This is a genomic window from Phocaeicola sp. RTP21198st1_B8_RTP21198_201120, from assembly GCF_040929485.1.
Classification (GTDB): Bacteria; Bacteroidota; Bacteroidia; order Bacteroidales; family Bacteroidaceae; genus Phocaeicola; species Phocaeicola dorei.
On record NZ_JBCOCI010000002.1, the window covers coordinates 133,148 to 146,130 of the forward strand.

Consider the following 12,983-nt stretch of genomic DNA (forward strand, 5'->3'; position numbering starts at 1 on the left):
ACAGTGGTAAATGATGTAGTTTTAACCCCGATGATGAAGCAGTTTTTTGAGTTGAAGGCAAAGCATCCCGATGCGATTATGCTATTCAGGTGCGGGGATTTTTATGAAACTTATTCAGAAGACGCTATTGTTGCCTCAGAGATTTTGGGTATTACGCTGACCAAGCGGGCCAATGGACAGGCAAAGAGCGTAGAAATGGCCGGCTTTCCTTTCCATGCATTGGACACGTATTTGCCCAAGCTGGTACGTGCCGGCAAGCGGGTGGCCATTTGTGACCAATTGGAAGATCCCAAGATGACTAAGAAATTGGTGAAGCGCGGTATCACCGAATTGGTGACCCCGGGTGTAGCCATCAATGACAATGTTCTTTCTTACAAAGAAAATAATTTTCTGGCTGCCGTTCATTTTGGGAAAGCTAGTTGTGGTGTGGCCTTCCTTGATATCTCTACCGGTGAATTCCTTACCGCAGAGGGGCCTTTTGACTATATAGACAAGTTATTAAATAATTTCGCCCCCAAAGAGGTGCTTTTCGAACGTGGTAAACGGGGGATGTTTGAAGGAAATTTCGGAAGCAAGTTTTTTACTTTTGAGTTGGATGACTGGGTGTTTAATGAAAGTTCTTCGCGCGAGAAGCTGTTGAAGCACTTTGAGACCAAGAACTTAAAAGGTTTCGGGGTGGAGCATCTTAAGAATGGTATTGTAGCTTCGGGCGCTATTTTGCAATACCTCAATATGACGCAGCATTATCAGATCGGTCATATTACTTCTCTTTCTCGTATAGAGGAAGACCGTTATGTGCGTCTGGATAAGTTCACGGTACGGAGCTTGGAACTCATAGGTAGCATGAATGAGGGCGGAACCAGTCTGCTGGATGTGATCGACCGCACTATCAGTCCTATGGGAGCCCGTCTGCTAAAACGCTGGGTAGTCTTTCCGTTGAAAGATGAGAAGCCTGTCAATGAGCGTCTGGATGTAGTGGAATACTTCTTCCGCGAGCCGGATTTCAAAGAGTTCATAGAAGAGAAACTACATCTGATAGGAGATTTGGAACGTATTGTTTCGAAAGCTGCCGTAGGACGAATCTCTCCACGCGAGGTGGTGCAACTTAAAGTAGCTTTGCAAGCCATCGAGCCGATTAAGAATGCCTGTTTGAATGCGGATAACGGGAGTCTCCGCCGTATTGGGGAACAACTGAATTTATGTCTGTCTATCCGTGAAAAGATAGCGAAAGAGGTTAAGAATGATCCTCCTTTGCTGGTGAATAAAGGTGGTGTGATAGCAGACGGGGTGAATGCAGAACTGGATGAACTACGGCAGATAGCTTTTTCCGGCAAGGATTATCTGCTTAAAGTACAGCAACGTGAAAGTGAGCTGACCGGCATTCCCAGCTTGAAAATTGCTTATAACAATGTGTTTGGTTACTATATTGAGGTGCGTAACACGCATAAGGACAAGGTACCTGCCGACTGGATCCGTAAACAGACACTGGTGAATGCGGAACGCTATATTACTCAGGAACTGAAAGAATACGAAGAAAAGATCTTGGGTGCCGAAGATAAGATTTTAGTACTTGAAACAAAGCTCTATAACGAATTGGTGATCGCTTTGGCAGAGTTTATTCCCGCCATTCAGATTAATGCCAATCAGATTGCCCGTTTGGACTGCCTGCTGGCTTTTGCGAATGTGGCGAGAGAGAACAATTATATCCGTCCTGTTGTGGAGGACAGTGAGGTGATTGACATCAGGCAAGGCCGTCATCCTGTCATCGAGAAGCAGCTTCCGGTAGGGGAGAAGTATATTGCCAATGATGTCTTTCTGGACTCGGAAACCCAGCAAATCATTATCATTACCGGTCCCAATATGGCGGGTAAGTCGGCTTTGCTACGCCAGACTGCGCTGATTACCTTGTTGGCGCAGATGGGTAGTTTTGTTCCTGCCGAAAGTGCGCGGATCGGTATGGTGGATAAAATATTCACCCGTGTGGGAGCCAGCGATAATATTTCTGTGGGCGAATCTACCTTTATGGTTGAAATGAATGAGGCGGCAAATATTTTGAACAACCTTTCTAGCCGCAGTTTGGTGCTGTTTGATGAGTTGGGGCGCGGAACCTCCACTTATGATGGTATTTCCATTGCTTGGGCTATTGTGGAGCATATTCACGAGCATCCTAAAGCCAAGGCACGTACACTGTTTGCCACTCATTATCATGAGTTGAACGAGATGGAGAAATCTTTCAAGCGCATCAAGAATTATAATGTATCTGTGAAGGAGATAGATAATAAAGTGATTTTTCTGCGCAAACTGGAACGTGGCGGCAGCGAACATTCTTTCGGTATTCATGTGGCAAAGATGGCAGGTATGCCGAAAAGTATTGTGAAGCGTGCCAATGATATTCTGCATCAACTGGAAACGGACAACCGCCAGCAGGGCATTGCCAAGCCTACGGCTGAGATAGCGTCCGGCCGGAGCGGAATGCAGCTCAGCTTCTTCCAGTTGGATGATCCGGTATTGGGTCAGATACGGGATGAGATTCTGAATTTGGATGTCAATAATCTGACCCCTCTTGAAGCATTGAATAAGCTGAATGATATCAAGAAGATAGTAAAAGGCAAATAAATGCCTTCATTTTTCATTAACCATTAATTACTAACCATTAATCATTATCATGAAACACCTACTAACCTTATGGATGTTGGCCTTGTGTCTATGTGTTTCGGCCAAGGAAACATGTCCGAAAGTAATTCCCGCCCTGCAAGAGTGGAAGGGGGGAAGTGGAAAACTCGTATTGCCTGCTGAAGGCAGTATTGTTGTAGCTCCTGCCGATGAGGCGGCACTGAAAAGTGTGGCGACTGTGCTGGCACAGGACTTGAAAGACCTGTTGGATTGGAACTACACCATTAGGACCGGGAAACCGGGAAAGAATGATATTTATCTTTCATTGATGAAACCCGACAAACAATTGGGAGAGGAAGGGTATGTGCTGACTGCTGGACGCTATGCCGGTATCGAAGCGCCGGCTCGTCAGGGAGCCTTTTGGGGAACCCGGAGTTTGTTGCAGATTCTTTATAATGAAAAAGGACAGTTGCCCAAAGGAGTTGCCCGTGACTGGCCGCAATATCCCAGTCGTGGCTTCATGCTGGATGTGGGCCGCAAGTTCTTCACAATGGATTTCCTGCGGCAATATGTCAAAATACTATCGTTCTATAAACTGAATGAATTTCAGATCCATCTCAATGACAATGGTTTTGTACAGTTCTTTGATAACGACTGGAACAAGACCTACGCTGCTTTCCGCCTGGAGAGTGAACGTTTTCCGGGGCTGACCGCCAAGGATGGTTCTTATACCAAGAAAGAATTCACCGACCTGCAACGTCTGGGCATGGAATATGGTGTGAATGTGATTCCGGAGATTGATATTCCGGCTCATTCATTGGCCTTTACACATTATAAACCCGAGATAGGCAGTGATAAATATGGAATGGATCATTTGGATTTATACAAGGAGGAAACCTATCGTTTTGTAGATTCTTTGCTGGATGAGTATCTTTCTGGCGAGAAACCGGTTTTCATAGGTCCCGATGTACATATCGGTACAGACGAGTACAATGCCAAGGAAGCTGAAAAATTCCGCTATTTTACAGACCGGTATCTGAAGTATATAGAGAAATACGGGAAGAATGTCCGTATGTGGGGAGCACTGCGCTGGTTGAAAGGAAACACTCCGGTGAAAGCAGATAATGTGACTATCAATGCCTGGTCATACGACTGGATTGATCCTAATGCTTCTTTGAAAGACGGATATAAGATTATCAATACGTGTGATGCTTATCTTTATATTGTTCCGGCTGCCGGATATTATCGTGATTTCCTGGACACGAAATGGCTGTATGAGCAATGGCGTGTGGGTAAAGTGAATCCTAAGGAAGAGTTGCCTGAAGGAACTCCGGGACTGTTGGGAGGTATGTTTGCCGTATGGAATGACCATTGTGGCAACGGTGTGTCACAACAGGATGTGCATTTCCGTACATTCCCAGCCGCCCAGGTACTGGCCGAGAAAATGTGGAGAGGTAAGAATGAAATGGTTTCTTACGAAGAATTTGAGAAATTGTGCAAACAGATGCCTGAAGCTCCCGGTATCAACCTGCTGGGGCGTGTGCAGGGTGAGGTAGTCTTTCCGGGGCAGAATGAAGAACTGTCTTTGAACGGTACGGACAGCATTGCCACTATGTTGCCGGAAATAGGCTATCCATACGCGGTAGAATTTGAAATAAATCCGGACAAAGAACAAAATATCAACGGTATTTTGTTTAAAGGCCCTCATTCCACCGTATATGCCAATTGGGAAAATAAGGGAAAGCTGGCTTTCAGCCGTGACGGCTATACGTTTGTATTCCACGCTGCTACACTGCCTGCCGGAGCATGGACGAAGGTACGCATAGAGGGAGACCACAAAGGTACTACTCTTTACATAAACGGTGAGAAAGCGGAACGTTTGGAAGGACGTGTCAAACAGTTTTACAACTATACTCATAAACGCAAGGACAAGATGTATATGCAGGAAACTTTGGTGTTTCCCATGCGGCAGATAGGGGATGTGCAGAATGGGTTCAGAGGGAAGTTGCGGAATATAAATTGCATGCAATAAAAGATATTTCTTTCTCTTGCTGTGTAGGGGCAGGTTTTAGACCTGTCCCTATGCCCAATAGGAGTGAAATTTCTCCGAATGTTATCTTTAATAGTGTTATATTGTTTATTATCAATGTTTTATATGCGATAAATGTTATCTGTTTTATTTTCATGAAAAGGGCTTTATACCTTACTTTGCATTATTAAACTTAAGCAACAAACCCGATGAAAATAAAACAAATTCTACTTTGCATGCTTTTAGCCTGCTTTATTCTTCCCGCTTCCGCACAGAATAGCTGGGGTATTGTAGGAGGCGGACTTTTTTCTAAATCTTTGTCCAGGGATGCACGCTTCAGCCTAGGCGGTTATGCCGGAGGAATGTATGACGTTCATGTTAAAAACTCATGGTATGTACAGCCACAATTATTATTTACTTATGAAGAATTCAGATCCAAGACAAGGCTTGGTACCGATTCCTTTTTTAGTAAATTCAATTTGGAGCTTCCTATCCTTGCTTCTTATAATGTTGCTTTAAATAACAAATGGAATTTGCGCATCAATGCGGGACCGTATCTGTCCTATGCTATGTTTGGCAGGGATAAATCCATTGACTACGCCTATGGCAACGGAATGCACTCTAGTTTGGGCTGGTGGCATCAGGATTTTCCAGATCATTTTACTTACGGTGGAAGGACCGGGGTTTCATTGGAATCCGAGCATTTCATTTACACTATCGATGGTAAATGTTCTCTTCGTAAGAGGCCTTTCGGGCGGAATGTCAGTTTATCGGCCGGTGTAGGATATAAGTTCTGAGTTTTCTGTATCTTTGTCGCCGGAGAATAAAAATAGAGTTGCATGTATGTTTATATAAAACAGCCGGGTATTGTTTGCCTTCTATGTTGGTTTTGTCTTTCCTGTACTTTGCAGCGCACGGAACATCCTACTTTGCGGCAAGCAGGATACTTGATGGAAGAACATGCCGACAGTGCGTTTTCATTATTGAAATCCATCTCTTCCCTGATCGGTATGACCCCGGAAGACAAGGCCGATTACGCTTTGCTGCTGGCTGAGGCTGCGGATAAAAATGGTTATTCACTGCTTCCTTGTGACTCATTATTGAATTTAGCCCTCCATGTATACCATGAAGAAGCCAAAGAACATGCTATAGCTCTTCTGTATAAGGGTAAAGTGCAACAGGAAATGGAAAACTATGCCGATGCCCTGAAAAGTTACCGTATGGCGCTTGAAATCCTTTCCGCCTATCCATGTGAATTCTATTGGAAGGGGTTTGTATATAATATGTTGGGTGGGCTGTATGGCAAACAGAACTTGTACGCACAGGCCAAAGATATGTATGTCAAGGCTTGTTATAATGATTCGCTGGCACGGCATAACCGTCATTTCATCAGTTCACTCAGCAATCTGGGGGTAGCTTATATCGGCTATGGAAATATAGACTCCGCTTTTATCTGCCAGCAACGCGCTTTGCAGCTTTCTCTTTCTACTGATAGTTTCCTTTTGCATTCTCTTTATGGAAATATAGGGGATTTATGCGGACGTACAGGACGGACCAGTATAGCTATTACTTGTCTGAAAAGGGCATACGATGCTTGTCGTCTTAGAGAAGACAGCTTGCAGTGTCTTTGGAATCTAGGGGAATTTTATTATAATAACGGGCAGCTTGATTCGGCTCTTTATTATTTGAACCGGAGCAAGGAAGCTGTCGATATTCATATCCGGTATCTCTCTTTCTTTGACTTGTATGCCATAGCTAAGCAGCAGGGAAATGTGGAGAAAGCTTTGGAATATCTGGAAATCAGCACCGAGTTGGAAGATTCCATCTATTCCACCAATGTGGCCACGGAACTGGAGAAGAAGACCTATCGCTGGAATGCCGACGCGCAAGTAAGGAAAGAACAGTTCAAGGCTAAACGGAGGATATACACCATTGCGATGATAGCTGTGGTGTTGCTGCTGGTCATTGTGATTATTTATCAACAGATACTGAAGAACAAGAAGATACAGCAATCCAACTATAAATATCTGTTGCAGAAGCTGAAACAGAACCTGATGGATATGCAGCAGAATATTGCTCAACATGAAGAGGTGATAGCCGAATTGAAACAGAAACAAGAAAGCCGTGCCGAGGAAATAGAAGAGAAGGAACGGGCTATAGAGGCCATGAAGATGGAGAAAGAGAAATTGCGCAACTGGTTGTTCCGGCAAAGTGCCCTCTATACGAAAATAGACAAACTGGCCAACCAGCAAAAGCATCACAAAGAGCGTATTGCAGTGCTCACCAATGCTGAGCAACGCCAACTCAGAGTGATTATAGGACAGATTTATGCTGATTACATAGAGCAACTGCATACCCGGTATCCCAAGTTGAACGAAGATGATGTCCTTTTGCTATGTCTGCAATTGGCGGATTTATCTCCTTTTGCCATCGCTTTATGCTTTGGTAATAATGATACACAGATTGTAGCGCAACGCAAATATCGTATGAAAAGTAAGATGGAATAACTGTGTGTTACAGAATTTGCATAATGTTTTTTTAATAGATGTTTGTATATCAGGTTATAAAGGCATTTTGCTATCTTTGTGCATAGAAAGCTAAAAGACAAAATTACTATGCGTTCATTTATTATATATTTAAATTTCGTCAGTTTGCTGGCTGTCTGTTTGTTTGCCTGTAACCACCATTCTTCCAATCCGATGTTACAGCAAGTAGATTCATTGTTGGAAATGAAGCCGGACAGTGCATTGACTATTTTAAAAAATATATCTGTTTTAGAGGATTTGCCGGAAGTAGACAAGGCATACTATGCTTTGTTGCTGGCTGAGGCTACGGACAAGAACAAACTACCCTTATTACCTTGCGATTCCTTATTGAATTTCGCCTTGGATTATTATGGAGATGATGATAGGGAGAAGGCTGTGGCATTGATGTATAAGGGAAGGCTGCTGGCGCAGATGAATGATGAAATGTCGGCGATAGAGCATAATTTGAAAGCGTTGGAAGTGTTGCAGAATTATCCGCAAGATTTAAAATGTAGAAGATTGATTTATAGTATGTTAGGGGTATGGTGATTGTGAATTGTACGACAAGGCGTTGGAAATACAAAATCAAGCTCTTCTTTATTCTTTTAGTGCTAAAGATACTGCTATTGCCTATCATAACATTGGATATATTTATGGTATGAGGGATATGCAGGATTCTGCTATAACTTATCAGAGAAAGTCTGTGGAATATGCTATGCGTTCTAAAGATACAAGCATGATACTCACTTCTTGGCACAATTTAAGTCTGTATTATGGACGATTTGAAAACATCGATTCTGCCGTGGTTTATGCCTATAAAGTTTTGCAAAATATATCTGATGAAAATAAAATATTTAGCGGTTATTTCTATAATATAGGTGATTTGTACATTGGTTTAGGACAATATGATTCTGCTAGGTATTATTTAGAGAAAAGCCTGCTCTTTTCTCCATCCCTTTCTATGTCTTACTGGTCACTTGCCGTAATGGAAGCTAAGCTAGGAAATTTCAAGTCCGCCTATCACTATCTAGATACTTTTGTCATGGTTCAGGATTCATTGGATGCTAGTGAGCGATTGTCTGAAGTGCAGCATATAGTCTATAAAAATCAGACAGCATTGGAAGTAAAGGATGAGCAAATAAAATCCAGAAAGGTTATAGGGCGTATTGTTTTTTCAGCCATTATTATTTGCTTTGTCGTTGCTTTGATTTACCAACGTTGGATAAATAAGAAAAATAACCAGCAGGCACTCTATCGGCAAGCATTACAATATGCTGATGAGAAACAGAATGTGATGCAGCAGCGCATAGAAGAAAATGAATCCGCTCTTGCACTGTTACAGGATAGGGAAAACCAAAATCTTGATGAAATTGCCCAAAAAGAGCAATTGATAACTCAATTGAAGAAAGAAAAGTTGGCACTTCGTACATGGTTATTCCAGCAGACTTCTATATACAAAAAGGTGATGTCATTGTCTGACCAGCAGCAGGTGAATAAGAAAATCCGTAAGGTGATGGCAGCTGCTGAATTGGACAAACTGAAGAAAACGACCTTTGAAATCTATGCTGATTATATTTCTCCTTTGCAAGCACAATACTCCCAACTGACGGAGGATGACTTGTTGGTCCTTTGCCTGCAAGAAGCGGGTATTTCTCCGTTGGCCATTTCTTTATGTTTCGGACATACGGATACGGTAGCCCTCAATCAAAGGAAATCGCGTCTAAAAAAGAAAATGTCAGAGTGATAAACTGAAATATATTGTTTATCAGTGTTTTATAGAAATATTATGTCACAGCAAATAGTTGTACGTTCTTTCCTTTCCCTCTAACTTTGCGGCATCATTTTTAAACAAAAAGAAGTATGAAAGCAAAGTTATTATTGATGTTATTTTTAGTTTCCTTGAGTTTGGGAGTTTTTGCTTCGGAGCATCACCAAAAGAAGCCTCATGCAGTTTGCAAAGTTTATGAGAAGGTGGCTACTAGAATTCCTTTTATTTTTTTCAATACAAGCCGAAGATATAAATGACTGTTTGTATCTCACATCTCAGTTCTCATTAAATGATGCTGATATTACTATGCTAGATAAGGATGGTAATGAAAAGGTGTAGTTATGAATAACGCATTTGAAAAAACAGCTGTACTTCCTAAGTGTGATAAAGGAAGTGCTTACTCGACTCAGATAAATTTAAGTTTTTAAGTAATTCCAATTAAGGCTGTATGATAATATTTTAGTTGATAATCTAAGGTTATTGATAATGTGAAGTTCATATCTGAATCTTATTTTATTGCTCATGTTATGATAAAATATGTTATATGGTTGATTTTTAGTGTTGTATAGGTGAGTGATGTTATATGGATAGAGCTTTATGCTTATATCTTCTTTCTAATTTTGCAACATCAAATAAAAAAATAAGTATGAAGACTAAAATGATTGTAGTGGTGGTGTTGGCTACCATGTGTGTATTGCCTTTGTCTGCACAGGTAAAAGTTGGTGTGGAAGGTGGAATGAACCTGTCTCATTATCTGGTTTCCGGTTCTGACGGATATAAAGCCGAACAGGTAGGTGGAATGAAGCCCGGCTTTCAATTGGGGGTGACTGTGGACTACGAGATAGGAAAGCATTGGATGTTAATGTCCGGTTTGTCTTGGTTGCAGAATAGAAGTACCATGAAAATGATGGATCACATGGTTACTTATTTTCCTAAGACAGAGATAAAGATAAATAATCTGATTTTGCCGTTAAAAATGGGATATAATATTCGGGTTTCGGATAAACTCAGCCTCATTCCGTCGGTTGGAGTTTATGCTTCTTACGGATTTGGTGCTGGAAACTGTTCTTTGGATGTTATTCACCAAGAGGGGGATAATATAACTACCGAGCCTGCAAAATGGAAGCCCTTGGATGGTTTTTCCTATAAAGCCGGGGAGCCCAATAATAGTGCTAATCTTCAGGCTTTCCGCCGTTGGGATTATGGGGGCATTGTTGGAATGAAGGCTGTTATTGCCGATCATTATACGATAAGTTTTGATTATAGGGTCGGAATAAAAAAGATACAGGCACAAAATGGTTTGCGGAATTCAACTTTCCAGTTCTCTGTGGGCTATCGTTTCTAAACTGATTTAATTAAACTGGCAATCTGTCAAAATGATAATGCCGGTGTATGAGGGTGTCCTGTTTCAAAGGATACAGTTTGTGTATTTTCATCGTATTCTCGTGCATCGGCATTTTGACAGATTGTCTTCTTTTTCTGGTTATTTATTCTTTTATGGATATATGTGAACGTATATGTAGGGAAATGCATACATACGTGTCCGACAGGGATCTTTATGCCTTTTGAGACCCCTCTATTTATTGAGCCAGCTCTTTCAATATCTCCTCTATTTTCTGAAAGAGTTGTCCTATGTGCGCTCCGTCCACAAAAGCATGGTTTACAGTGAAAGCGATGGGCATTACCAGTCTTCCTTCGCGTGGCACTACTTTGCCGGCATTCATCAGCGGATAGTCTAATGGATGGTCGGGAGCCATTTGTGTATAGGTGAGTGAAGTGAAATAAAGCTGAGGCGTGGCACTCAGTTGGATAATATCAAAATCTCCCTGTTCTTTAATGACTTTTTCGGCTCCATACGGGTCACCCTCTTCGGGGATGTTATGGACGATGTGATATGCTTCGGCATAAAACCGTTCAAAATCTGCATGGTAAGGGATGCGGACTGTGTAGAAAGTCTTGCCGGGTACAGCGATAGGTGATATGATGTCCACCTGATCGTGATAGACCACCTGTCCGTTTTTATCTGTACGGAAACGGAATTCTTTCACTTCATTGGCAGCACGTAGCACAGCATACAGGTAATACAGGAAAAAAGAGCGCTTGGCGGCTTTTGCAGCTGGAAATGCTTCAGTGCAATCCACTTCACTGGTAATGGATATCCATGAATTATGGAAGTTGCGGAAAAAATTATAATTGTCCCGGCGTTCCCAAGTTTCAATATCTATTATATGTTTCATTTATTTTACGGGTTTAAAAGAATGGTACATGAAGTGCGCTCCCAGCAGTATGAACGGAATGCTGAGCCATTGCCCCATGTTCAGCATCATACTGTCTTCAAAGGCTTCCTGGCTGGCTTTTATAAACTCCACAAGGAAGCGGAAGGTGAATATGGTAGTGAGGCAGTAGCCGAAATAGAAACCGGGGTATAGCGTGGTTTTGTACTTTTTATACAACCGCAAGCCTATGATAAAAATCAGAAGATAGGCGATGGCTTCGTAGAGTTGTGCCGGGTGGCGGGGTTGCATATCTTCGTGCGGAAAAATGAACGCCCAAGGAACATGAGTTACCGTACCTACTATTTCACCATTCATCAGGTTACCTAAACGGATAAAACAACCTGCCAGCGGGGTGGCGATGGCTATATTGTCTAGTACAGTCAGGAACTTCAATTTTACACGGCGTGAATAGATCCATAAGGCGAGCATTAGTCCGATGGTTCCTCCATGGCTGGCAAGACCTTGATAACCGGTCCATTTTATCCCAGAATCGGTAATCTTGACGGGCAACAGCATTTCTACAGGGTGAGAGAGCCAATAGCCTGGTTCATAGAACAGACAATGTCCCAGGCGAGCACCGATAACAATACCCAGCAGGCAGTAAACGAACAGGGAATCAAATTTTTCGTAAGGAATTTTTTGGTCTTGGTAGAGTTTGTATATCACCCAGTAGGCCAATGAAAGCCCTGTAACGAACAATACGGAGTAATAACGGATGGAAATGCCGAAAATGGAAAAGATTTCTATATCGGGATTCCAAAGAATGGCTGACAGTGTATTCATATCTTGAATTTTTGTGCAACTTTGCGGTAAGTGGGCATATCCACATCCATCTTTTCGCCCAGTGCGATCATATCAAACAATAGTCCTTGTATTTCGGACTCATGTCCTTTGGCTATATCTTTTTGCATGGATGCGGTACTGTCTGGGTCTAATTTGTCAATCACTTTTAAGTTGTATTCTATCGGGTCTTCCGCATAGGTAATTCCCATTTTGCGGCCTATTTCAGAACTTTCCTTGGACAGACCGATGAAAGTGTCGCGTTCTGCTCCGGGATGTTGCAGAGGACCCATTGGGACATCATGGTAGGCACCTGTGCAGGCCATAGCCGAGATGAATGACCATTTGATGAAGGTGTCGCGATTGATATCATCCGAAATATCGGCTTTGATCCCTGCTTTTCTTAGTACATCGGCAATGGTTTCCAGACGTTCCGGAGCCACACCCTGTTGGGGACGTGCGCCGAAAACCAGTCGGAATATTTTGCCCATTTGTGTGATTTCACCCGGTCCGGAGACGAAACCTACGATGTAGATGCATCCGTCTAGTACTGTTACATGTGAAACAAGTTGCCCGATACGGGGACCTGTACCGTAAACATTCAGGATGGGGATAATCAAGGTATCTTTATCCGAGGCTTTTTCCAACAGATCTTTGATGGAATCTAGGGAGTAGCCCTTTACGCATACAAAAATTACGTTGGCTTTCTCGTTGTATTCCTCGGCTGTGCAGGCTTGTACAGGCAGAAAGTGATTACCTTTCAAGTCTGATCTTAGGTGAAGTCCTTTTTCACGAATGGCTTCCAGATGCTTGCCACGGGCAATGCATGTTACATCTTTTCCTGCTAAAGCAAGGAAACCGGCGATGCTTCCTCCAACGCCGCCGGTTCCCACGATTAAATATTTTTCCATGTTAGTTGTATTTTGTTTTAGGAAACAAAACACTGACTTATCAGTCTGCCATTAGTTTTGCTGGTTCCCTGATGTTTTTTC

Annotated in this window: 8 protein-coding genes and 1 pseudogene; 6 read left to right on the forward strand and 3 right to left on the reverse strand. The window is 42.4% G+C overall.

The genetic code is table 11. The features are described from left to right. The first annotated feature begins 3 nt into the window (after positions 1–3). The 6 genes and pseudogenes from mutS to AB5935_RS02010 all read left to right on the forward strand — a co-directional run bounded on the left by mutS (position 4) and on the right by AB5935_RS02010 (position 10,280). Positions 4–2,616 (forward strand): DNA mismatch repair protein MutS, encoded by a 2,613-nt coding sequence (gene mutS, locus AB5935_RS01985; RefSeq protein WP_007841697.1) that lies wholly within the window; start codon positions 4–6, stop codon positions 2,614–2,616. Between the two features lie 49 nt (positions 2,617–2,665). Then, positions 2,666–4,645: a family 20 glycosylhydrolase gene (locus tag AB5935_RS01990; RefSeq protein ID WP_007847805.1), complete on the forward strand. Its 1,980-nt coding sequence runs from the start codon at positions 2,666–2,668 to the stop codon at positions 4,643–4,645. Between the two features lie 206 nt (positions 4,646–4,851). Then, positions 4,852–5,439 carry an outer membrane beta-barrel protein gene (locus AB5935_RS01995; RefSeq protein WP_007834292.1) on the forward strand — a complete coding sequence of 196 codons (588 nt, stop codon included), beginning with the start codon at positions 4,852–4,854 and terminating at the stop codon, positions 5,437–5,439. Between the two features lie 42 nt (positions 5,440–5,481). Continuing rightward, on the forward strand, positions 5,482–7,149 hold the full coding sequence (locus AB5935_RS02000) for a tetratricopeptide repeat protein (RefSeq protein ID WP_038608396.1): 1,668 nt from the start codon (positions 5,482–5,484) through the stop codon (positions 7,147–7,149). A 108-nt stretch (positions 7,150–7,257) separates the two neighbouring features. Beyond that, a pseudogene (locus tag AB5935_RS02005) lies at positions 7,258–8,911 on the forward strand (hypothetical protein). Positions 8,912–9,581: 670 nt separating this feature from the next. Then, positions 9,582–10,280, forward strand: coding sequence for a porin family protein (locus AB5935_RS02010; protein WP_038608399.1), 699 nt, complete (start codon positions 9,582–9,584; stop codon positions 10,278–10,280). Between the two features lie 235 nt (positions 10,281–10,515). Here the strand turns inward: AB5935_RS02010 and AB5935_RS02015 are convergent, their stop codons facing one another. From AB5935_RS02015 to AB5935_RS02025, 3 genes are read right to left on the reverse strand one after another with little or no spacing between them, the layout of a single operon-like run. Then, entirely contained in the window at positions 10,516–11,172 is a 657-nt protein-coding gene (locus AB5935_RS02015; RefSeq protein WP_005849885.1) for a chloramphenicol acetyltransferase, read from the reverse strand. Beyond that, entirely contained in the window at positions 11,173–11,994 is an 822-nt protein-coding gene (gene lgt, locus AB5935_RS02020) for a prolipoprotein diacylglyceryl transferase (protein ID WP_005843938.1), read from the reverse strand. Continuing rightward, positions 11,991–12,902, reverse strand: a complete 912-nt coding sequence (locus tag AB5935_RS02025; protein ID WP_007834302.1) for a ketopantoate reductase family protein — start codon at positions 12,900–12,902, stop codon at positions 11,991–11,993. Before AB5935_RS02025 ends, lgt begins: the two co-directional genes overlap by 4 nt. Between the last annotated feature and the right edge of the window lie 81 nt (positions 12,903–12,983).